Source organism: Nostoc sp. UHCC 0302, from assembly GCF_038096175.1.
GTDB lineage: Bacteria > Cyanobacteriota > Cyanobacteriia > Cyanobacteriales > Nostocaceae > UHCC-0302.
In genome coordinates this window covers 8,367,449-8,388,664 of sequence record NZ_CP151099.1, presented here as the reverse complement: position 1 = coordinate 8,388,664, position 21,216 = coordinate 8,367,449, and the positions used below count along the sequence as shown (strand labels likewise).

23 protein-coding genes are annotated in these 21,216 nt (G+C 42.0%); 11 read left to right on the top strand and 12 right to left on the bottom strand.

Annotated features, from left to right (window positions below; all coding sequences use genetic code 11):
• Positions 1-195 (bottom strand): hypothetical protein, encoded by a 195-nt coding sequence (locus tag WKK05_RS36330; protein ID WP_341527789.1) that lies wholly within the window; start codon positions 193-195, stop codon positions 1-3.
• A 234-nt stretch (positions 196-429) separates the two neighbouring features.
• On the opposite strand from WKK05_RS36330, the gene ggt reads away from it, so the two are divergent.
• A complete protein-coding gene (gene ggt / locus WKK05_RS36325) occupies positions 430-2,184 on the top strand; it encodes a gamma-glutamyltransferase (RefSeq protein ID WP_341531290.1) in 1,755 nt (584 codons plus the stop codon).
• Between the two features lie 77 nt (positions 2,185-2,261).
• Here the strand turns inward: ggt and WKK05_RS36320 are convergent, their stop codons facing one another.
• Together WKK05_RS36320 and WKK05_RS36315 are read right to left on the bottom strand one after the other, a co-directional pair.
• Positions 2,262-2,525, bottom strand: a complete 264-nt coding sequence (locus WKK05_RS36320) for a hypothetical protein (RefSeq protein WP_341527788.1) — start codon at positions 2,523-2,525, stop codon at positions 2,262-2,264.
• Positions 2,526-2,908: 383 nt separating this feature from the next.
• Positions 2,909-3,508: a DUF1802 family protein gene (locus tag WKK05_RS36315; RefSeq protein ID WP_341527787.1), complete on the bottom strand. Its 600-nt coding sequence runs from the start codon at positions 3,506-3,508 to the stop codon at positions 2,909-2,911.
• Positions 3,509-3,587: 79 nt separating this feature from the next.
• On the opposite strand from WKK05_RS36315, the gene WKK05_RS36310 reads away from it, so the two are divergent.
• Complete coding sequence (locus WKK05_RS36310; RefSeq protein ID WP_341527786.1) at positions 3,588-4,547, top strand: aldo/keto reductase; 960 nt, start codon at positions 3,588-3,590, stop codon at positions 4,545-4,547.
• Positions 4,548-5,487: 940 nt separating this feature from the next.
• On the opposite strand, the gene WKK05_RS36305 is transcribed toward WKK05_RS36310, so the two are convergent.
• Positions 5,488-6,426 carry an alpha/beta fold hydrolase gene (locus WKK05_RS36305; RefSeq protein ID WP_341527785.1) on the bottom strand — a complete coding sequence of 313 codons (939 nt, stop codon included), beginning with the start codon at positions 6,424-6,426 and terminating at the stop codon, positions 5,488-5,490.
• A 154-nt stretch (positions 6,427-6,580) separates the two neighbouring features.
• On the opposite strand from WKK05_RS36305, the gene WKK05_RS36300 reads away from it, so the two are divergent.
• Positions 6,581-7,459, top strand: coding sequence for a shikimate dehydrogenase (locus WKK05_RS36300; protein WP_341527784.1), 879 nt, complete (start codon positions 6,581-6,583; stop codon positions 7,457-7,459).
• 136 nt (positions 7,460-7,595) lie between these two features.
• On the opposite strand, the gene WKK05_RS36295 is transcribed toward WKK05_RS36300, so the two are convergent.
• Positions 7,596-8,207 carry a hypothetical protein gene (locus WKK05_RS36295; RefSeq protein WP_341527783.1) on the bottom strand — a complete coding sequence of 204 codons (612 nt, stop codon included), beginning with the start codon at positions 8,205-8,207 and terminating at the stop codon, positions 7,596-7,598.
• Positions 8,208-8,469: 262 nt separating this feature from the next.
• On the opposite strand from WKK05_RS36295, the gene WKK05_RS36290 reads away from it, so the two are divergent.
• The gene (locus WKK05_RS36290) at positions 8,470-8,928 is read left to right on the top strand and encodes a biotin carboxylase (RefSeq protein ID WP_341531289.1); all 459 of its coding nucleotides are present in this window, start codon (positions 8,470-8,472) and stop codon (positions 8,926-8,928) included.
• 84 nt (positions 8,929-9,012) lie between these two features.
• Here the strand turns inward: WKK05_RS36290 and WKK05_RS36285 are convergent, their stop codons facing one another.
• The 3 genes from WKK05_RS36285 to upp form a co-directional block, all read right to left on the bottom strand.
• A complete protein-coding gene (locus WKK05_RS36285) occupies positions 9,013-9,276 on the bottom strand; it encodes a YggT family protein (RefSeq protein WP_341527782.1) in 264 nt (87 codons plus the stop codon).
• Between the two features lie 113 nt (positions 9,277-9,389).
• Positions 9,390-9,743: a hypothetical protein gene (locus WKK05_RS36280; RefSeq protein ID WP_341527781.1), complete on the bottom strand. Its 354-nt coding sequence runs from the start codon at positions 9,741-9,743 to the stop codon at positions 9,390-9,392.
• Positions 9,744-9,818: 75 nt separating this feature from the next.
• A complete protein-coding gene (upp, locus tag WKK05_RS36275; RefSeq protein WP_341527780.1) occupies positions 9,819-10,469 on the bottom strand; it encodes a uracil phosphoribosyltransferase in 651 nt (216 codons plus the stop codon).
• Between the two features lie 493 nt (positions 10,470-10,962).
• Here upp and crtH point away from each other — a divergent pair, with 493 nt between their 5' ends.
• Both crtH and WKK05_RS36265 read left to right on the top strand, forming a co-directional pair.
• Positions 10,963-12,453, top strand: a complete 1,491-nt coding sequence (crtH, locus tag WKK05_RS36270) for a carotenoid isomerase (RefSeq protein WP_341527779.1) — start codon at positions 10,963-10,965, stop codon at positions 12,451-12,453.
• A 182-nt stretch (positions 12,454-12,635) separates the two neighbouring features.
• On the top strand, positions 12,636-13,973 hold the full coding sequence (locus WKK05_RS36265; protein ID WP_341527778.1) for a serine hydrolase: 1,338 nt from the start codon (positions 12,636-12,638) through the stop codon (positions 13,971-13,973).
• A 146-nt stretch (positions 13,974-14,119) separates the two neighbouring features.
• Here the strand turns inward: WKK05_RS36265 and purT are convergent, their stop codons facing one another.
• The 4 genes from purT to WKK05_RS36245 all read right to left on the bottom strand — a co-directional run bounded on the left by purT (position 14,120) and on the right by WKK05_RS36245 (position 16,590).
• Positions 14,120-15,289: a formate-dependent phosphoribosylglycinamide formyltransferase gene (gene purT, locus WKK05_RS36260; protein ID WP_341527777.1), complete on the bottom strand. Its 1,170-nt coding sequence runs from the start codon at positions 15,287-15,289 to the stop codon at positions 14,120-14,122.
• A gap of 79 nt (positions 15,290-15,368) precedes the next feature.
• Positions 15,369-15,851 carry a pentapeptide repeat-containing protein gene (locus WKK05_RS36255; protein ID WP_341527776.1) on the bottom strand — a complete coding sequence of 161 codons (483 nt, stop codon included), beginning with the start codon at positions 15,849-15,851 and terminating at the stop codon, positions 15,369-15,371.
• 203 nt (positions 15,852-16,054) lie between these two features.
• A complete protein-coding gene (locus tag WKK05_RS36250) occupies positions 16,055-16,267 on the bottom strand; it encodes a hypothetical protein (protein ID WP_341527775.1) in 213 nt (70 codons plus the stop codon).
• Between the two features lie 89 nt (positions 16,268-16,356).
• On the bottom strand, positions 16,357-16,590 hold the full coding sequence (locus WKK05_RS36245) for a hypothetical protein (RefSeq protein WP_341527774.1): 234 nt from the start codon (positions 16,588-16,590) through the stop codon (positions 16,357-16,359).
• Positions 16,591-16,768: 178 nt separating this feature from the next.
• Here WKK05_RS36245 and leuB point away from each other — a divergent pair, with 178 nt between their 5' ends.
• The 5 genes from leuB to WKK05_RS36220 all read left to right on the top strand — a co-directional run bounded on the left by leuB (position 16,769) and on the right by WKK05_RS36220 (position 21,081).
• On the top strand, positions 16,769-17,857 hold the full coding sequence (leuB, locus tag WKK05_RS36240; RefSeq protein WP_341527773.1) for a 3-isopropylmalate dehydrogenase: 1,089 nt from the start codon (positions 16,769-16,771) through the stop codon (positions 17,855-17,857).
• Positions 17,858-17,947: 90 nt separating this feature from the next.
• Positions 17,948-18,208, top strand: a complete 261-nt coding sequence (locus WKK05_RS36235; RefSeq protein ID WP_341527772.1) for a hypothetical protein — start codon at positions 17,948-17,950, stop codon at positions 18,206-18,208.
• Positions 18,209-18,395: 187 nt separating this feature from the next.
• The gene (locus tag WKK05_RS36230) at positions 18,396-19,217 is read left to right on the top strand and encodes an A24 family peptidase (protein WP_341531288.1); all 822 of its coding nucleotides are present in this window, start codon (positions 18,396-18,398) and stop codon (positions 19,215-19,217) included.
• 680 nt (positions 19,218-19,897) lie between these two features.
• Complete coding sequence (accD, locus tag WKK05_RS36225; protein ID WP_341527771.1) at positions 19,898-20,848, top strand: acetyl-CoA carboxylase, carboxyltransferase subunit beta; 951 nt, start codon at positions 19,898-19,900, stop codon at positions 20,846-20,848.
• Positions 20,849-20,913: 65 nt separating this feature from the next.
• A complete protein-coding gene (locus WKK05_RS36220) occupies positions 20,914-21,081 on the top strand; it encodes a hypothetical protein (protein WP_341527770.1) in 168 nt (55 codons plus the stop codon).
• Positions 21,082-21,216: the final 135 nt, after the last annotated feature.

The following is a 21,216-nucleotide window of genomic DNA, read 5'->3' as shown; positions in this document are numbered from 1 at the left end:
TTAAACAACAAATAGCTCTCTAGCTCTTTTCTTCGCTAGGGAGCTTTTGTTTATGGTTAATTTTGCAAGCAAATATGGAAATAACGGTATTTGCCCACGGCTAACAGTTAATTTATATTCTTCTGTTAACTGGCTGTTTACGCTTAGTAATGCAATGCCAAAGGCAACTTGATAACTGTAAGCAAAGACTAACATATACGTTTACTTACAATTTTAATGGATTTATTGCGATCGCTGATGCCGGCATATAAAATTACTGGTTGGAGTAATTAAGTTGATACATATTATTTGGCTAGTAATATAGCAACCTTATCGATTATTTAACCTGAGTTAGCTAAGTTCGACTGAAGGTAATTAAATTTGTCTGTAAGCCATACATCCAAGCCTATTAAACTTCAATATCCGTTTTCGGCTCACAGGTCATCTACGATCGCCACACTTTACAATTACAAACGAGTGGTGATCGCAGTATTTTCTTTTGGCGTCCTCGTTTACAGCCAAATCGCATCAGCTACAGTAACTTTACCACTACGCAGTAAAAAGGGGATGGTGGTTTCAGCGCATCCTCTAGCAAGTGAAGCAGGAATTTCTATGTTACGCAAGGGTGGCAATGCAGTTGATGCAGCAGTAGCCACAACCTTTGCTATATCTGTAGTAGAACCTTTTTCAGCAGGAATTGGCGGCGGTGGCTTTTTGCTGATGCATTCTCAAGGAACTGGTGAGATGAAAGCGCTAGATTTTCGGGAACGCGCACCCTTGAAAGCTACAAAAAATATGTATCTGGACGCACAAGGTAAGGTACGTCCCAATGCAAGTGTGAACGGATATTTGGCAGTGGCGACACCAGGAACCGTGGCGGGACTATATGAAGTCCAGCGTCGCTATGGTAAACTACCTTGGCAAGAGGTGGTGAAACCTGCAATCGCTCTGGCTAAAGATGGCTTTATCCTCAGCCCTCAAACTACTTGGCGTTCGATCTCAGAGTACAAGAACCGCCAGCAAGAAATTCTCAAAAATCAGGCGGCGCGGGAAATTTTCATACATAACAGAGAATTTTATCAGCCTGGAGAAAGGCTAGTACAGCGTGACTTAGCACGTACATTAGCAGCAATTGCTCAAAATCCTCAGAGTTTTTACACCGGGAGTATAGCTCGTGCGATCGCTTCTGATATGGCAAAAAACGGTGGTTTAATTACTTTAGAAGACCTCAAAGCTTACAAACCAATTTGGCGCACTCCCGTTTGTGGAAATTTCCGCAAAGCGCAAATTTGTTCAATGCCGCCACCATCATCGGGAGGTGTTCACCTATTGCAGATTTTAAATATTATCGGTGATACTGATTTAAAATCTTTGGGATGGCATCATCCCGATGCCATACATTTAATAGTAGAAGCAATGAAGATTGCTTATGCTGACCGTTCGCAATATTTAGGAGATCCTGATTTTGTCAAAGTTCCTGTACAACAACTGATTAGCCCTGCTTACACTCAAAAACGCCGTCAAGAAATTAATATGAAAATGGCTAGACCTTCAACTCAGGTCAAGCCTGGACTCAATACGATTCAAAATTCTCAATCATCTCAAAATTCCAAATCTTCTGAATCTCTTGAAACAAGTCATCTTACAGTTGTAGATGAACAACGCAACGCGGTAAGTCTGACTTTTACGATTAACCTCGGCTTTGGTGCTGGTGTCATCACACCAGGAACTGGGATTGTTCTCAACAATGAGATGGATGATTTTGCTGCGGCGCTAGGAGTGCCTAATGCCTTTGGTTTAGTTGGCAATGATGCCAATGCGATCGCACCTCGCAAAACTCCCCTGTCCAGCATGACTCCCACAATTATTACAGAGAATCGCCGCCTCCGCATGGCAGTAGGTACGCCGGGTGGTAGCACCATTATTACTCAAGTGTTGCAAATCATTCTAAATGTGCTGGAATACAACATGAATGTTGGTGCAGCTGTATCTCTGCCACGCATACATCATCAATGGCTTCCCGATGAATTACGTGTAGAACCTTGGGGTTTGGATGCTTTAACCCTGCAAGACTTACGCCGTCGGGGACACAAGATTAAAGAAACTAATCCTTGGGGTAATGCTAACGCGATCGTAGTAACTGAAGATGGAACTTTAGAAGCAGCAGCTGATCCTCGTGGCGAAGGTTCCCCTAGAGGGTGGTGAGAGAGGAGATGAGGAGCAGGGGAGCTGAGGGAGAATAAATCTTAACTCTTGATTCCTGACTTTTGACTATTTATTGACTACTGATTTTGAATTGTTGACTCTGCATAGCTGCTGCTACCAAATTCATTTGCTCGTGCGCTATGTACTAATGTCCAGCCAGCTTTGAGAAGTTTTTGATAAGTTGCCCAACCTTTTGAACCGCCTGGTATTTGATAATCAGGCACTGCAAATTGTGGAAAAGCTGTGTAGGGACGCCAAGGCTGATTAGGCCCAGCTTGCAAATGCAGAACTTTTTCTCCATCGTTGCCAAACTTAGATAACCAGCACATTTGTCGATGCATTGCAAACTCCTTTGCTGTTAGCCTATGAGCATAATGACAATCTTTTGTCAAGTATAGCCTCACCCTTGTGGCGTAAGTTTTTGCCTAGTGTTCTAAGGCAAAGTTTAATTAAGTACTACCTGGGTAAGAGAATTACTTAATAGCCATACTTTAGAGGGCAGCTGATAATTAGGTTAGAAGAATGAACAGCTTTCCCTCCCCTTTTCTTTAGGGCAAGATTTTCTAAATGTTATCCGCGCTATTTGTAAATGTATGTAACAGTAACTACTATTTAGAGCAGAGGTTCGCAAACAGAATATTTGTTTTTGTAATTAAATAAACGCAGATTTAGGAAATTACTTATTGAATTTCCTAAAATCCAAAATCTGCGTATAGTATTAGATTTAGAAGAACGGGGCATACAACTTGTCGCCAACAATCTCGCGAATTGTCTCTACTAACTGGGTGTATGCAATGTCAGATAAAACTGGTTTTACACCTTGCAAATCAATATCTTGAGCTAAATCAATCCATGACTTGCAGCCACCATATTCTGGACTATAGGGAATTTCTTGCGCTTGGGATAGTTTGTAAGTTCGTAGCAGGAGAATATATAAAGGCTGACGTGCTTTCCATTTGAGGCGATCGCTAATAAAATGCTCGTTCCAAATATGGAAGGGGAGTAAAGCGTTAACAACAGACTCACTATTTACTGGCAAAATATCGGTAATTACAGCCCAACTACCAATACGAACTGTTTCTGGATGCCAGCCAGATGTCACCGGATAAACAAGATCAGCATACTCAGCTTTCAGCAGGAAAGGCTGTTGATGTTCGTAAGTAGGGTAAAGCAAAATCTGATCATGAGCAACTTGGAAACGTCCATTTCGTTCATGAATACCGCCTTTGCGGAGCAACATAATTGTTTTGCCGCTTTCCAAGGCATTTATAGCGACTGCCCATTCTTTGAGAGCATGAAAAGTTGTAGTCAATTGCATCAGCATCTACTGTAACTCTGATTTAATTTCACGGTAAGACCGATAAAGTATAGAACTATCCAGGGAAACGAATTAAAGAGCAGTTATGAAAAAACGAACGTTAGGTACTTCTCAGGTACAAATTACACCCATTCTGATGGGAACTTGGCAAGCTGGTAAAAGAATGTGGGTAGGAATTGAGGATGCAGACTCGATTAAAACAATTAGAGCAGCATTTGAAGCTGGGATTACAACGATTGATACCGCTGAAGTTTATGGTGAAGGACATTCTGAGCGCATTGTAGCCGAAGCTTTATCTGATGTGCGCCCTCAAGTGGAGTATGCCACAAAAGTTTTCGCCAATCATCTTAAGTATGATCAAGTAATTGAAGCTTGCGATCGCTCACTAAAAAATCTCAAAACTGACTACATTGACCTTTACCAAATTCATTGGCCCTCCGGCGCTTTCAACAGTGAAATAGTACCTATTGAAGAGACTATGAGCGCTCTTAATCTACTCAAAGAACAAGGTAAAATTCGGGCAATTGGTGTTTCGAATTTTTCTCGCGCCCAACTTGCAGAAGCAGCAATTTATGGACGTATTGATAGTTTACAACCACCCTATTCTCTATTCTGGAGGCAGGTAGAGAAGGACATTGTACCTTACTGTATCGAAAACAATATTTCCATCCTTGCTTATTCGTCTTTAGCACAGGGATTATTGACAGGGAAGTTTGCTCTCGGTCATAAATTCGATCCCACAGACAATCGTGCTAAAAATAAGCTGTTTCAAGGCGAAAACTTTGAAAATGCCCATCAAGCCTTAGAAAAATTGCGCCCCATAGCCCTTACTCATAATTGTAGCCTTGCTCAGTTGGCTTTGGCATGGTTAATTGCCCAACCTCAAGCAAATGCGATCGTTGGTGCGCGTTATCCCGAACAAGCAAAAGATAATGCCTTAGCCGCTGAAGTTAAACTTTCTGCCGCTGAACTCGCAGAAATTGATGCGATCGGGCGCATTGTTACCGACCATCTTGATGACAGTTCAGTTATGTGGAATTGGTGACAATACAGTACTAGCTCTTGAGTAAAGAAAGTAGTAATTGCATCAGTAAAAGAACTTGTAACTGCGGAAAAGATTACCCCAACCGATTTTTAAGAGTGTTGGGGATAAATTCTTGCTATTTTGCACCAATCTCTAATTTTTACGTTGCAGAATACAACAAAACATCAACTTTAGTAAACTATTGGTTGCGGCTCAGGAACTAAGTGATAACTTAAATAGTAGGACACCAAGTAAAGCAAAATCAAAACCAAAGGGTAAATGACTGAGTGTCCCCCGTCATGATCCCAAGCAAAACTCAGCATACCAAAATTGAGTGGTAAAAAGCCTAAGTTTAACAGGCTAAAGCCAAATCCCAAAGCGGAAAAACATAAGAATGCTGGTTTTGCTGGTTGTTATGTCCACCCTAGTTGTTGACTCTCAATTACTTAAAACATCTAACGACTTGAAAATTAACAATCCGAAAAAACCTGGTCAGCCTTGACCAGGTTTTTGGTTTATTAATAGTGTTTAAGTAAATGGACGTAACCAAAGTGAAGATACTTTATAGATGGGAGTTAGCTCTTTAGCAGAGTCAGTATAAACTACAAACTTTAATTTATTCATGTCTACCTATTTATATTATCTATGTCATATAGCAATCCTAAATGAGTCGTGAAAAATATAGATAAGGAAACGAACCGCCAAGAACGCCTTCGCGTAGCGTCTCGTAGAGAAGGACGCCAAGAGAAGAAAGAAAAAAGAGATATATAGTTTTCACAAATGATTTAGGACTGCTATATTATGAATCCTAAAGATGAAGGCTCCCAAATTGTTGTGACAGGAATTTCAGCTTAATGGTGCTTTCCTTTTTTATCTGAACTATCTTTTCTATAAAAAAGCCTGTTGATGAGAGACGCAATAAATTGCGTCTCTCGGAAATATTTGTTAGTGATATTTGATATCACTGGCTAATAGATAACACCCAATCGCGTAAAAGTGGATTTACTTTGTCGGGTACTTCATCATGGGGACAATGACCTGCTGTGAGAAAATGTTCTGTCAGTTCAGGATAATATTGCCGAAATTTTTGCGATCGCTCTCTAGCATTCATCCAAGGATCAGCTTCTCCCCACAATATCAACAAAGGACTAGTTAATTGCTTTAACAGCACATCAACTTTTTCTCCTTGAGGAGTACTAAAGACCGAAACAAACACATCCATTGCACCCGGATCGTAAGCAGGGCGATAAATTTCTTCTACCAATTGGTCTGTAATCGCACTCTTATCAAGATAAACTTTTTCTAAAGTTTGGCGAATTACCCAACGTTGTCGCACGTATTGAAATAACAGCAACTGAGATAAAGGTTGTTGCAAAATCCACTTTACACTGTCACCCAATAATTTCTGTAAAGAAGAGGGTTGTGTGGGAGGCTGAATTTGTGATTGTAAAGCTTCAGGTTCAGATGTAGACTGAGTTTCGCTAAAGGGGCCAGCACTATTGAGCAAAACTAAACCCGCTACACTGTCGGGACATTGTGCTGCAACACACAAACAAGCATAGCCTCCAAGAGAGTTACCTGCTAAAACGGCTTTTTGACCAATTACTTGAGTAATAAAGTCGTGGAGTTGGTCACGCCATAAGTCGCCACTGTACTGCAATTTCGGTTTTGCCGATCGCCCAAACCCCAAAAGGTCGATCGCAAATACTTCAAAATCTTGGCACAATCCTGTGATATTCTTGCGCCAGTGGTCTGTAGAAGCACCAAATCCATGTACCAAAAGCAAGGGTGGACGTTGGGGGTGTTTTTCTCCCGCTTGCACATAGTAAACGTCATGCCCTCGCCACTGCCAATATTTACCGGGAATTGGGGTTGTAGAGAGGGCTGTAGTTGCCTGCATGATTATAAGAAGTGTTAAGTAGCTTTTAATAATTGTAGGCTAGTCTGAGGAGGCAGGGGGGCAGGGGGGCAGGGAGCAGGGGAGAGAATAATACTCTTAACTCAGCACTCTCAATGCCCAATGCCCAATGCCAATGACAAACGACTAATGACTAATGACAAAACAATTAATTACAGGCAAAACTAAACTGCTAGGAGTAATTGGGTATCCAGTGGAACATTCGTTGTCACCAGCGATGCACAATGCAGCGATCGCTCAGTTGGGATTAGATTATGTTTATCTCCCGTTTCCTATAGCACCAGAGTATTTAGAGAAAGCGATCACAGGTTTTGCGGCTATTGGTGCTGTTGGCTTTAGCGTCACCATACCTCACAAACAAGCAATCATACCCCTACTATCAGAAATTACCCCCCTTGCTCAAGCTATAGGAGCCGTGAATACTGTTAGTCGCCAAGATGACCAATGGGTAGGCACAAACACGGATATAGAAGGATTTATTGCCCCTCTGCAAACAACCTATAAGCAAGCTTGGAGTCAGAAAGTAGCTGTAATTTTAGGTAATGGTGGTGCAGCAAGAGCTGTTGTCGCAGGTTGTGTCCAGTTGGGTTGTACGGAAATCCATATAGTGGGACGCAATATGCAGAGATTAAAAGAATTCTATAACAGTTGGGGAAATGCACCGCTAGCTGAGAATTTACAAGTTCATGCGTGGGACGAGCTAATAAAACTCATTCCACAAGCAGATTTATTAGTCAACACAACTCCCATAGGTATGTTTCCCAAGGTAGATGAATCACCTTTGAGTGCAGAGGAAATAGCTAATCTACCGACAGGAGCGATCGCTTACGATTTGATATATACTCCTAATCCAACAAAATTTCTGCAATTAGCACAGCAACAAGGTGCAATTGCGCTCGATGGATTAGAAATGCTAGTTCAACAAGGAGCAGCAGCATTAAAAATCTGGTTACAACGCGAAACTGTACCTGTAGACGTGATGCGCCAAGCGTTGCGAACTCATCTCGGTTTGTGAGGATAAGGAAGAGTAGGGGATTGGGGATTAAGGACAAGGAAGATGAGAGAAAGTTAAAACTTGAAGGATTAAGCTTCAAGCTAGATGAACGGAGTTCCAACTCTCCCTAATCCCCAGTCCCCAGTCCCCAATCCCTCTATTTCTGCGGCCAGCGCCAATTATAGCGATTCCATTCGTAAATTCCTTGAATTTCATACTCACCACCGTTGTAGAAGCGAACAACGCAATTGGTACAGAAGTCATCACCATTGCTAATTTCATCTACTTGAATCACGATGCAAGGAAACCATTCGCGCTTACAGGGGCCATCCTCTTGTACCCATTCCCACAGTGCATTGGAAACTTCAATGCGATCACCTAATCTCAGCTTGAGTGCATCCTCCAAATAAGAATACTTATCAAAATGGTATGACTCAACACGATTTAACCACTGCAAGCCATAGCGGTTGCGAATAAATTGTACTGTTCCAGAGTCATTTTCCAACAACCAGTCATTAAGTAATTGCACTTTCCAAGTGCGGTTGCGTTGCTCCTCGCTCTTGACAAACTCCAAAAATGCTTCTAATTCCTCTGGAGTAAGTTCGTCTAAGGGATTAGCAATATTTGACACCCTGGAGTTAGAGTTTCCCTGAATTTGCTCAACCACTTGCAGTAATATCTGTTTCTGCGCGTCAGTGAGAGGACAGCCTACTGCATCACAACTATTAAAGGCTGTTTGCAAGGCTATTTCAATCTCATCTGGAGTCATAAGTTAATAGCAATTAAGGGTTTGTTTTCCTAATTATTACAAAGGTTAAATTAAAGTTTTCAATCTCCTGGTAGTTAAATTCAGGTAAGCTGAGGTTAAAACAGTGCTGAGTCACCGAAAATTTGAGCCTCGCGCATCGTGGAGCTAACGGCGAAAGCCGCCGCTCAAACTTATCACTGAGTTTTGAGTTTCTTTTGTACCATTTTTAAATATGAAAAAGAAAAGCATCATAGCATCTTTGTTAAATTCCTGGAGTCTAGGTATGGAGAAATACTCAAGACTCAGAACTCACTACTCAGGGTTAATAAAGGTCAGCATTGTGTGCTGCCTGATTACGTTTTTATCGTGGGTGATTATTCCCCCTGCTGTAGCACTAACACAAATTAAACTATTTGATATTTCTTATAAAGATTGTCCGGCAGAACTGGCACAAGGAGCTGTAACCAGTAGTGGTAGTGCGGCTGCTAATTGCTTCATTGTCACTGGCAAAGCAGAAAATGGCACTAATAAAACAGTTTACGATGCAGATATTTTTGGACGCATCTATGATGCCAATAATGACTCAGTGATGCAAAATCGCACTCGGCTGGGTTCTATTGCTGAAGTACCACCAGGAACTAGCGATTTTGAGTTAAGAATCTCTGTACCTGCGAATCAGCCAGAACCTTTAAAGCTGAAGCAGTTTAAGGCCGCTGGATTTAGCGGCCAAGTCCGGCGTTAATTAATCAGATTAAATAGGTTTGGACTAGTTAGCCCAAACCTAAAATATTTTTAGTTGAGTATTCAGCAGACTGCAAATTCTGTCTTAGGCGTAGACTTGTAAACCACCGATCAAACTACCTAAAAATTGAAGTAGTAAAATCGCTAACATTGGGGAAAAATCCATACCGCCCAATGGTGGAATAAATGAGCGGAAAAGGTTGAGATAAGGGTCAGTTATCTGGCTCAAAGCAGAAAAGGGTTGATTATACCAGTTGATTGTCGGGAACCAGGTTAACAGAACCCGAATAATCAGTAAAACGGTATAGATTTGCGTGAAAGTAGCTAGAGTACTAATCAGTAAATACATGGGTTTTAAGTGCCAAACGCGGTCTTATTATTGATTGTAATTTAGTCCATCTCATGGTGTCTGTGGACTGAGTATTTACCACACTTGACACTTTCACCACATTTGGACAAACTTCAAGAGTCTTTGGTTATAGAGCGATCGCCGACTGTTTGCGGTGAACCTCCATTGACATTGCCCAGTTGCTTCCGCACTTCATCAATTGTGGCATTAAGCTGGGCAATTTTATCTTCTAGCGATCGCCGAGCTGTTTCTATGCCGATACTGTCATTTTCTGAGGCCCTCATCTGACGCCGTTTCGCTGAAATTTTCTTGGCTTCGGCTTGGCTCTCAGGAAGTTCTGTCTCTATTTCATCTGCCAATTCTAAATTTTGCCGAGAAGCAATCAGTGCGCCTACAACACCCCCAAAAACGCCACCGACTAACGCCCCTGCTAAAAAACCACTGGCAAAACCATCTCGCTGACTCATATTTTACCGCCTTCAAAAAACCTTGCAACTTTTACAGTAAGTTAAGCTATGTTCTTGCCCTAGCTGCATACTAACTTAAGTCCCAAAGATGCGATCGCCTGCATCTCCTAATCCCGGTACAATATACCCCTTGTCGTTGAGTTTTTCGTCGATAGTAGCAGTGTAAATAATTAAACTTGGATAAGCTACACTCAGTTTTTGCAAAGCTGGTGGAGCCGCCACCACACAAACAATTCGTGTTAATGCTGGATCAACACCTCGCTGTGTCAATTCTGCCATCGCGGTCATGATCGAGCCTCCCGTCGCTAACATCGGATCTGTAATTAGTACCCGTGTTTGGGGAGCAAATTTTTCAGGCAATTTGTTCAAGTAACACTGAATTTGCAGCGTCTCTTCATCTCGCACCAAACCAAGATGATAAATCGATGCTAGAGGCAGTAAAGTCTGCGCTCCTTCCAGTAATCCTAGTCCAGCCCGCAGAATCGGTACTACTGCCACAGGCACTTGTGGATCAATCAAAGTTGCTGGACAGGAATCCAAGGGACTTTGCACCATTGTCTCTTGTGTTGGCAACCAGTCTCGCGCAGCTTCATAAGTCAGCCATCTTCCCAACTCAGTCATCGCACTGCGAAATAGTACTGAAGGTGTTGCAGCATCACGGGCGACTGCCAGCCAGTGCTTAATCAGGGGATGGGGTGGAACGTAAACACGCAGTTGTCCTGTCATAGCCAGAATTAGGCGACTTTTTATTGTACAAGAACTGAAACATCATAATACTCTTTCCTGCGTACCCTCGATAGCTAAAATCAACACCTCAATTTTATTGATAAACTTTTTCATTAATAGTTGACATCTATTCTCAACCAAGGCTATATTGTTATACAGTGTTCTCCTCTCTTTAAGGATCGGCAGACGGGATTAGCCAGCGGTAGCAGGCTTGTCCCTCTTTTTTGTGATTGGGCATTAGTCATTGGTCATTTGTCATTGGAAAATAGTCAAGAGATTTAACGTAAGTTCGATCAACCTCTCCCTCCCAACCTCCCTTTCCGCTTCGAAGAGGGAGGAGCAACGAAAAAATCATTGTTTTACTCCCCTCTCCTCGTAGGAGAGGGGCTGGGGGAGAGGTCAACATAGCACTCGTCGAACTCACGTATATTTATTGGTTGACTGTAGACAAAAGACAAAGGACAAAAGACAAATGACAAAGGACAAATGACCAATGACAATTGATGTAATAGTAATTGGGTCTGGAATTGGTGGTTTAGTAACTGCAACTCAACTAGCAGCCAAGGGAGCGAAAGTGCTGGTACTGGAACGTTATTTGATTCCAGGTGGGAGTGCTGGTTATTTTGAACGCCAAGGCTATCGCTTCGATGTTGGGGCATCGATGATTTTTGGGCTGGGTGACAACGGCACTACTAACTTACTCACCCGTGCTTTGGAGGCTGTGAATGTCAGCCAAGAAGCGATCGCTGATCCCGTGCAGATTCACTATCATTTACCCGCAGGTTTAGACCTGAAAGTTGATCGGGTTTATGAAAAGTTTTTGCAAAATCTTGCTGCTCACTTTCGTCATGAAGAACAGGGAATTCGTCGCTTTTATGACGAATGCCAGCAAGTATTCAAGTGTCTCAATAGCATAAATTTGCTGTCGCTGGAAGAACCTCGGTATTTACTGCGGGTATTTTTGCAGCATCCTTTAGCGTGTCTCGGTTTAGCCAAGTATCTGCCGCAAAACGCTGGAGATGTTGCACGGCGCTATATAAAAGACCCCCAGTTATTGAAATTTATCGATATGGAGTGTTATTGCTGGTCAGTTGTTCCAGCTGACTTGACCCCAATGATTAATGCCGGGATGGTCTTTTCTGATAGACACTATGGCGGAGTTAACTACCCCAAAGGTGGAGTCGGGCAAATTGCCCAAAAACTGGTTGAGGGTCTAGAAAAAGCTGGGGGTAATATACAGTACCAAGCCAGAGTTACGAAAATTCTTACAGAACAAGGACGAGCAGTCGGTGTGCAACTCGCTAATGGTAAAGTATATCGGGGTAAACGCATAGTTTCTAATGCTACACGCTGGGACACATTTAAACAATTACTACCAGCAGAGATAATACCAGTTAATGAGAAAAAATGGCAACAAAGATATCAAAAATCGCCCAGCTTCTTGAGTTTACATATGGGAGTGAAAGCGGAAGTTTTACCCAAGGGGACGGAGTGCCATCATATTTTGTTGGAAGATTGGGAAAAGATGGCAGCAGCAGAAGGGACAATTTTTGTTTCGATTCCGACATTACTTGACCCAGATTTAGCACCAGCCGGATATCACATTATTCATTCCTTCACACCGCATTGGATTGATGATTGGCAGGAACTCTCTCAGAGTGAGTACGAGGCGAAGAAAGAAGAGGCTGCATGGCGGATTATTGACCGCCTAGAGAAGATTTTTCCAGGTTTAGATGCGGGATTAGATTATCTGGAGGTGGGAACACCGCGCAGCCATCGCCGCTTTTTAGGGCGTGAGGATGGCACATATGGGCCAATTCCCCGGTACAAATTGCGGGGGTTATTGGGAATGCCGTTTAATCGCACAGCTATTCCAGGACTTTATTGTGTAGGAGATAGTACTTTTCCAGGCCAGGGGTTGAATGCGGTGGCTTTTTCTGGGTTTGCCTGCGCTCATCGCATTGCTGTAGATTTGGGATTTTGATTTTGAGGCAAATAAATGCAATATTTCTAAAAATAGTATAGCTAATTGCGTAAAGGTTCTTCACACTTGCAAGCGATCGCTTTTTAGCCTAAATGTCTAATTTCCAAAAATTTTGATAATTGTGCTTTAATGATGAGCTGTTTTTGTTGCTTCAATCTAACTCACACCGCAAGTTGTCGTTCATGCTCCTCACACACAAAGCAAATATTTTGAAAGCTAGCTGGCTCATACCCAGCTTTTTAAGTGTTTTCCTGCTCGGTTCCACCGTTAAAGCTTCTACAGTCGCCAATTGGCATTTTGATAGCAATCACAATCATCTGGATTTCACTACAGATGAGAATGTTCAACCCAAAGTCCAACTATTTGCCAACCCTAGCCGTTTAGTAATTGATTTGCCAGGAGTCAACCTTGGATATCCACAAGCAAATCAAAAGGTAGGTTTAGTGATTAGAGAAGTTCGGGTAGAACAGTTTAACGCAGATACTACCCGCATGGTGGTGACCTTAGCACCTGGCTACACCTTCGACCCAGCACAAGTAAAGCTGACAGAGGAATCCCCCAAGCGTTGGTCTGTGCAGTTACCCCAACCAATACGATTGACTGCAAGCCAGCCGAACACTCCAGAAATTACTCAACCTGCGGTTTCACCAGTAGTTACTAATAGCAATCTATTTGCTGGTGTAGTTCCTTTGCATTCACCAATGAAACAACTAGAGCCTCAGATTAAAGCGTTGATGGCTCGTTATAGTTTTCTTAAAACAGGAATGTTTTTCCTGGATTTGGATACTGGTGATTATTTGGATGTAGGAGGCGATCGCGTTTTTCCAGCAGCAAGTACAATCAAACTACCAATTCTTGTTGCCTTCTTTCAGGATTTAGACGCTGGGAAAGTTACCCTGAATGAAATGCTGACTATGCGGCGTGACTTGGTAACTAACGGCTCTGGAATTATGCAATATGAGCGAGTCGGCAAGAAATACACAGCTTTAGAAACCGTTACCAAAATGGTTACTATTAGCGACAATACAGCCACCAACATGATTATTGATCGCTTAGGTGGGGCAGCGAAACTAAATCAACGTTTTCGTAGTTGGGGACTGAAAGACACTGTAATTCGCCGTCTGTTGGCTGACTTGAGAGGAACTAATACTACAAGTTCGCAAGACATGACGCGAGTACTGGCTTTGTTAGTCAATAACAAACTAGTTTCCCCACAGAGTCAAGAGCAGGTTTTAGATATTCTGCGCCGCACAACCATTCACACACTGCTTCCCGCAGGTTTAGGGAAAGGTGCAGTCATCGCCAACAAAACTGGAGATATCGGCTTTTTGATTGGCGACGCTGGATTTATTACTATGCCTAATGGCAAGCGCTACTTGGCTGCTATCTTCGTCACTCGTCCTTACAAAGACACCAGAGGCAGAGACTTTATTCGTCAAGTTTCCCAACTTGTTTACAATTACCTGAATCAGCCAAACCCGGTTGCTGCGGTTGGTTCTGCTAACACTCCTACAAGGTAGACAATGCAGGATGCTAGCTGTGCTACCTACCTATGATTTAATCCGCTGGGGACAAAACATTTTTCATCAGCAATAACTCTGTAGAGACGTTGCAATGCGACGTCTCTACATACGTCAAATTTTTGCTAAACCGTATTTATCTATGATTAGATAATTTTGATTTTACTTGCGGCTTTAGTAGCTTTTTGTCTAGCCTCTTCAACATTAACACCCTTAGCTAAGGCTACTCCCATGCGCCGATAGGGATGAGCATTGGGTTTACCAAATAACCTTATATCTACATCTTTTTCTGATAATGCATCGGCTACACCGCTAAAAGTAATAGAATCAGATTTTTGTGATGCTGAAATTACCGCACTAGCTGATGCTCCTAGCTGTTCTATATGAGGAATAGGCAAGTTTAAAATAGCTCGTAAGTGGAGTTCAAATTCATTGAGATTTTGCGAGATTAACGTCACCATTCCTGTATCGTGAGGTCTAGGAGAAAGTTCAGAAAAAATCACTTCATCTTTGGTGATGAAAAACTCAACACCAAAAATTCCGGCTCCTCCTAAAGCATCGGTGACTTTCGTCGCAATTTCTTGGGATTTTAATATCTTATCTTCAGCAATATCTGCTGGTTGCCACGACTCTTGATAATCTCCTCGTTCTTGGCGATGACCGATAGGATAACAGAAAATAGTTGGTGCATTCCACTGTTTAATTGTTAGTAAAGTTATCTCAATTTCAAAGTTAATAAACTCTTCAACTATAACTTTTTGATTGTCCCCTCTAGAATTAGCGATCGCATAATTCCATGCTTTCTCAACTTCACTTTTATCCTCAACTACAGATTGACCTTTTCCAGAGGATGACATCACGGGTTTAACAACATTAGGAAACCCAATTTCATCAGATATAGCAATCAACTCTTCTAAGCTAATTGCATAACCATATCTAGCCGTTCTGATGCCTAATTTTTCATGTGCAAGCTCTCTAATTCTATCGCGATTCATTGTATAGTTAGTAGCCGCCGCTGTCGGGATAACTGTAATGCCTCGCTGCTCAAATTCTAGAAGTTTTTCTGTTCTAATAGCTTCAATTTCTGGTATAATAAAGTCAGGCTGATGTTTCGTGACTATAGTTTCTAAATCATCAGCACTAAGCATAGAAATTATTTCAAAAGAGTCAGCAACTTGCATCGCTGGAGCATTAGCATAGCGGTCAACAGCAATTACATAATTACCAAGGCGTTTAGCTGCGATCGCAAATTCTTTGCCTAGCTCTCCTGAACCCAAAAGCATCAGTTTTTTAGGCAGTTTAATTGAATTACTCATAAAATTATCCTCAACTCTCTTAATCTCAGAATACTAAAAAATAGTCTTATTAGTGTTTTTTATTTTAATTATCATCATCTCAGCAATTAAACCTAGCTCCTCGCAGTTGTAAATCTTTACGTTGCAGTTTTGTTAATCCAACGACTGAACCAAATTTGCACTCATCTACTAAAGCATCTAACCAAACAGTCTCATTTAGAGTTGCATTTCTTAAATCTGCATTTTTCAAATTAGCTTTTGTAAAATTTGCAAATAACAGGTCTGCATTGACTAAACTGCTACCTTCTAAATTCGCTTCTAATAAATTTCCCCGGATAAAATTAACTCCGTCTAAAATTAAACCAGATAAATCTGCTCCCATTAAATTAGGGAATTTTAGCTGATTTGGATATTTGAAAAACCGCATTATACAAATAATATTTGCTTCATTTAACTGCATTTTAGTTAAAAACTCATAGCGAGCAATACCCAATTGCTTGAGAGTTTGCAAACGTTGGGGGCTACTTTGCTCTAAAAACTCAATAGCAGTGTCGCGAAGGTCTTGAGTGGATAAATCAAGCATGATTATTCAGCTTTACATGATATTTTGCTATTTAAAATTTGAACCTTATAATCTTTAGTCTTAGCTGTTGGAGGAAATTTAGCTAAATTGGTCAATCAATGATAAATTAAGGTAGCATTACAAGCAATTCTTCAAACTTTGATGTCTAATACTGGGAAAATATTTGCACAGATAAATAAAGCTTAGAGAATTAAGTTAATTTCTCAAGCAGGCGAAAAAACTTTAGTGAATGTAGCGAAGATTTCTTCAAAAGTGATATCTCCCAAAATTTGATCTCTATCTCGTGTGTAATCTCCACTACTTATTTCAAACTGCTGTATAAATCTTGCCATTCCAGCAGGGTCAAGAGCCTTCGTTAAGGCTTCTATTCCCAGTCGCCTAATCTCAGCTTGAGTCAGGTTAGTCACGTCGAGCATTTATTACCTGCGATATCCACCGCAACGGCTTCTCTACTCTCACTTGTAGCATGGCGCTGTATTTTGCTGCTAGACGCAACATCCTGTCATCAGTTGTTAATAAAGATATCGGCATTTCCGACTTCCGCACAAGCGATATGAGATGCATCAAAGGTTTTAAATTCAAGAGCAACAACTTCTCTAGCACCGGACTTGACTTGTTCTCTACCAATAATTTTAATGATTGCTAAAGCAGCCCAAGCCATCATTTGCCGTTTTCTTTCTTTGTCTGGTGCCTGTTCCAACTCATCATCCTTCACTTCCCAGTAATTGCCATTCACCACTCTGACAACGAACTAAAATGAGCCTTATGGACTCAGCTTCTAAAAAAATCCTTTCCTGTGTATGGTCATCGAAAGGGCGATTCAGACAACATACATCTAAATAAATTAAAAACTCCATCGGTACATTTTGCTGGGTATGATATTTAATCTGCAAGCATTTACCCAGTAAAAACTAGCTATGACCCAGAACTACCGCATTACCCTACTCCCCGGCGATGGCATAGGCCCTGAAATTATGGCAGTAGCGGTAGACGTGCTAAAAGTCGTAGGGAACCAATTTGATATTAAGTTTGAATTTCAAGAAGCCCTTATAGGTGGTGCAGCAATAGATGCGACAGGCGAACCTCTGCCATCTATTACCCTAGATACCTGTCGTAACAGTGATGCTGTATTACTCGCAGCCATCGGTGGCTACAAGTGGGATTCCTTACCATCTCATTTACGCCCAGAAGCAGGTTTGTTAGGACTGCGTGCGGGTTTGGGATTATTTGCCAATTTGCGCCCTGCGAAAATTTTGCCACAACTAATTGACGCTTCGACTTTGAAACGGGAAGTTGTGGAAGGCGTTGATATTATGGTGGTGCGCGAACTCACTGGTGGAATTTACTTCGGTAAACCCAAGGGCATTTTTGAAACGGAAACTGGTGAGAAACGCGGGGTGAACACAATGGTTTACAGCGAATCGGAAATTGAACGTATTGGACGGGTGGCGTTTGAAGCGGCGCGAAAACGCAGCGGGAAACTCTGTTCTGTAGATAAGGCGAATGTATTAGAAGTATCTCAGTTGTGGCGCGATCGCATCACCCAACTCTCCCAAGAATATCCAGATGTCGAACTCTCTCATTTATATGTAGATAATGCTGCTATGCAGTTACTACGCGCTCCCAAGCAGTTCGATACCATTGTTACAGGTAATTTATTTGGTGATATCCTCTCTGATGCTGCTGCTATGCTCACAGGCAGTATCGGAATGCTACCTTCTGCTAGTTTGGGTGCTTCTGGGCCTGGCGTCTTTGAACCAGTCCACGGTTCCGCCCCAGATATAGCAGGACTTGATAAAGCAAACCCTCTAGCCCAAGTTTTGAGTGTAGCGATGATGTTACGTTATGCTTTAAACCAGCCAAAAGCAGCAGACCATATTGAGCAAGCTGTGTTGCAAGTTTTGGAACAAGGCGATCGCACAGGAGACATAATTTCTCCAGGTAAGAATCTTTTAGGCTGCCGTGCTATGGGTGACTCACTGATTAAAGCTCTGGAAAAAGAATAACTTATTCTTCCAATGTGGGCAATCTGGCAACAGGTGCTGGAAGTTTCGGGTAAACTAAAGACAAATCTAGCAATCATATAACAGTCGATAGTGTACGCATTACGACAAGGACAAACAAACTTTACCGCTCCAAAGAACCAGTCTCCTTTGATTGATCCCGCCATAATCAGAGCCGCTGGGCAAATCTACTATACCCACTGTGAGGTACACCCCGAAATCGCTGGGCAACCTTCAGGTGTAGCAATTAATCGTGTGACTCATCGAGGTAAGGTAATTTTTACTAACCAACCAGTTCTCTTACCTCAAGAGTGCTTTGTACCATTAAATCAAATTGAATCCCATCTATATTAGTTTAGTAAAGACGCGATTCATCGCATTAGTTATGAGTACAGACGCGATGAATCGCGTCTGTACAAGAGTCAGGAGTCGAGACGCGATTAAGCGCGTCTGTCAAAAGTTAAGAGTCAATATTAATTAACCCTCGACAAAGGGGAAAAGATAAACGACAAATGACTAATGACTAATGACTAATGACAATATGGACATTTTGATGATCGTCCCTGCGAGTATCATCGTTTTTGTATTGGGTGCATCTATTGGCAGCTTTCTCAATGTTGTTGTTTATCGACTTCCTGCTGGATTGTCGATTCTTTGGCCGCCTTCCCGCTGTCCTCATTGCTTAAACCAGCTTAAAGCCTACGATAATGTCCCAGTGTTGGGATGGATATGGTTAAGAGGGCGATGCCGATATTGCAAAAGCAAGATTTCTCTCCGTTATCCAGTAGTAGAAGCGATAACAGGTCTAATATTTATACTCGTTTTTTTGGTATTTAAAGTTTCAATTTTCACAATAGGCTATTGGGCTTTTTGTTGTTGGTTATTAGCACTGTCGCTCATCGATTTAGATACCATGACTTTACCCAATCCACTTACCCAATCTGGGTTGGTGATAGGGATTATATTTCAAATGGTGGTTGGGTTTTTACCAGAAGCTAGTTGGCAAGGATTGGTAAATTCTCTAATGAGGGCAATTGTCGGTGCAGTTGTGGGCTTATGGTTATTTGAGGCGATCACTATAATAGGTTCAATAGCCTTTGGTAAAGCTGCAATGGGTGCTGGCGATGCCAAGTTAGCCGCTATGATGGGAGCATGGTTAGGATGGAGATATTTGCTCTTAGCTAGTTTTATTGCCTGTGTACTAGGAGCTTTAGTTGGTAGTAGCGTAATTATACGCTCACGGCAGAAATTGGCGCAAAAGATGCCTTTTGGCCCTTTTCTAGCACTCGGATCTGTAATTACTCTATTTGCTGGAAATGCTATTTTGTTGAGCTACATGAAATTATTTTTTCCAGCGTCCTGAATTGGAATTGGGGACTAGAGACTGGGGATTGGGAATCTTAATTATTTCCTTATCTTTGTAGAGATAGAGATATGGAAAAGCAAAAAATGTGTGATGGCACAATATAAAAGCGTAATTATTTCAGGCAAACAAATTTTTTCATGGGGTTTCTTAGTCTCCAGCCCCTAGCCATAAGAAATTTGTATATCTTGTGATTGTAACCTGGATTACCCTATCTGCGCTTCAGATTTTGATAATATCAGCCTGTGACTTGTATTACCCTCTTAAGAACGATCGCCTGCTGGCAAGCACAATTAATGCAATAGATGCCGATTGTTGATGACCTGAAAACACCAAGGATTAATTTGAGTGTAATAGGGAGAGCATCTTAGTTTGGAGATTGTATTCACATGGCTTTGCCAGTATTTTCACAGAATAAGTACCCGGAAGACGAGCAGGAGACTTGTATTGGCGTAAGTATTTTCGTTAAGCTGACAACCAATAGATGCAAAATAAGGTCTCAATTGCTTAGAAGCGTAATTTAGCGATGTAGCCAAGATTAATGAGTAGGGCGCTTTATAAAAAAAGCGTCGTTACAAGAGTCGAGAGTTAAAAGTTACTAGATTTGAGGCTTTTTATCCTAGACTCCTCATGACGGCTTGGCATAATTTCGACCTCATACCCAGTTGAATAAAATAAAAATGGCTAACAACGAAGAATCACGCGGTTTAAAGTCTCTGTTTGATTGGTTTGCAAATCGCCGGAAAACAGGCTCTACCAGCCTGGAACGTCAAGAACGTGAAATTGCTGATGGGCTATGGCATAAATGCTCTAAGTGTGGTGTATTGGCATATGCAAAAGACCTGAGAGCCAATCAGATGGTTTGTGTTGAATGTGGTCATCATAATCGGGTGGATAGCGATGAACGCATCCGCCAATTAATTGATCTCAATACCTGGAGACCGCTGGACGAGCATTTGCGTCCAACCGATCCGCTGCAATTTCGCGATCGCAAACCATACATTGACCGTCTGCGAGAAACGCAGGAAAAAACAGGCTTAATAGAAGCTGTTACAACTGGTTTGGGAGAAATTAATGGCTTACCCATTGCTCTGGGAGTTATGGACTTCCGGTTTATCGGTGCGAGTATGGGTTCGGTCGTAGGAGAAAAACTCACCCGCATGATTGAGCAAGCTACTCAACGGCGGTATCCTGTAGTCATTGTCTGCACCTCTGGTGGAGCAAGAATGCAAGAAGGAATGCTCTCGCTAATGCAGATGGCGAAAATATCGGCAGCCCTACAACGCCATCAAGATGCGCGACTATTATATATTCCTATTCTGACAAATCCTACAACAGGCGGCGTTACTGCTAGTTTTGCCATGTTGGGCGACATCATCATAGCAGAACCAAAAGCAACTATTGGCTTTGCTGGTCGGCGAGTGATTGAGCAAACCATACGCGAAAAACTGCCCGAAGATTTTCAGACAGCAGAAGATTTGCTAAAACACGGTTTTGTTGATGAAATCGTACCCCGTACCCAGTTAAAGAACACCTTGGCGCAGCTGATTTCTTTACATCAGCCTGCACCAACTCCTCCCCATATGGTGTTATGGGAGACAATGAGCTTAAGTTCCACCGCCGTAGAGTAAGAGGATGGGGGCAGGGGAGCAGGGGAGCATACTTCTCTACGAGAGGCTGCGCCCTAAGCATAGCTATGCCGCAGGCTTTACGACTGCGCTCAGTAACCGGGGGAGCAGGGGGAAAAATAACAGACGCGATTAATCGCGTCTCTACCCTGGCTCTTGTACAGACGCGATTAATCGCGTCTCTATTCATGCTCAATGCTCCATCCCCAATCCCCTTTATCACCTTACCGACTTGAATAAAAATCAACTAATTTTTAACTGGTGCAATTAGCAAGCTTGTATTTTTCAATAAAAATTAAAAAAATAAAATATTACTTCTGAGTTACAGAGGGTATAAGTGAAATGAAAGCAACTGTCAACTGTATGTGAAC

Bases quoted from the DNA above. Each gene is read 5' to 3' on its own strand.
- WKK05_RS36315 (WP_341527787.1), bottom strand. From the start codon at position 3,508: ATGCTGATGCAATTGACTACAACTTTTCATGCTCTCAAAGAATGGGCA.
- WKK05_RS36285 (WP_341527782.1), bottom strand. From the start codon at position 9,276: ATGTATTTACTGATTAGTACTCTAGCTACTTTCACGCAAATCTATACC.
- purT (WP_341527777.1), bottom strand. From the start codon at position 15,289: ATGAGTAATTCAATTAAACTGCCTAAAAAACTGATGCTTTTGGGTTCA.
- WKK05_RS36220 (WP_341527770.1), top strand. From the start codon at position 20,914: ATGCCGCAGGCTTTACGACTGCGCTCAGTAACCGGGGGAGCAGGGGGA.
- WKK05_RS36265 (WP_341527778.1), top strand. From the start codon at position 12,636: ATGCTCCTCACACACAAAGCAAATATTTTGAAAGCTAGCTGGCTCATA.
- WKK05_RS36310 (WP_341527786.1), top strand. From the start codon at position 3,588: ATGAAAAAACGAACGTTAGGTACTTCTCAGGTACAAATTACACCCATT.
- WKK05_RS36255 (WP_341527776.1), bottom strand. From the start codon at position 15,851: ATGCTTGATTTATCCACTCAAGACCTTCGCGACACTGCTATTGAGTTT.
- WKK05_RS36250 (WP_341527775.1), bottom strand. From the start codon at position 16,267: ATGCTCGACGTGACTAACCTGACTCAAGCTGAGATTAGGCGACTGGGA.
- WKK05_RS36290 (WP_341531289.1), top strand. From the start codon at position 8,470: ATGGAGAAATACTCAAGACTCAGAACTCACTACTCAGGGTTAATAAAG.
- crtH (WP_341527779.1), top strand. From the start codon at position 10,963: ATGACAATTGATGTAATAGTAATTGGGTCTGGAATTGGTGGTTTAGTA.
- WKK05_RS36230 (WP_341531288.1), top strand. From the start codon at position 18,396: ATGGACATTTTGATGATCGTCCCTGCGAGTATCATCGTTTTTGTATTG.
- upp (WP_341527780.1), bottom strand. From the start codon at position 10,469: ATGACAGGACAACTGCGTGTTTACGTTCCACCCCATCCCCTGATTAAG.
- WKK05_RS36295 (WP_341527783.1), bottom strand. From the start codon at position 8,207: ATGACTCCAGATGAGATTGAAATAGCCTTGCAAACAGCCTTTAATAGT.
- WKK05_RS36330 (WP_341527789.1), bottom strand. From the start codon at position 195: ATGTTAGTCTTTGCTTACAGTTATCAAGTTGCCTTTGGCATTGCATTA.
- leuB (WP_341527773.1), top strand. From the start codon at position 16,769: ATGACCCAGAACTACCGCATTACCCTACTCCCCGGCGATGGCATAGGC.
- WKK05_RS36320 (WP_341527788.1), bottom strand. From the start codon at position 2,525: ATGCATCGACAAATGTGCTGGTTATCTAAGTTTGGCAACGATGGAGAA.
- WKK05_RS36305 (WP_341527785.1), bottom strand. From the start codon at position 6,426: ATGCAGGCAACTACAGCCCTCTCTACAACCCCAATTCCCGGTAAATAT.
- accD (WP_341527771.1), top strand. From the start codon at position 19,898: ATGGCTAACAACGAAGAATCACGCGGTTTAAAGTCTCTGTTTGATTGG.
- WKK05_RS36280 (WP_341527781.1), bottom strand. From the start codon at position 9,743: ATGAGTCAGCGAGATGGTTTTGCCAGTGGTTTTTTAGCAGGGGCGTTA.
- WKK05_RS36300 (WP_341527784.1), top strand. From the start codon at position 6,581: ATGACAAAACAATTAATTACAGGCAAAACTAAACTGCTAGGAGTAATT.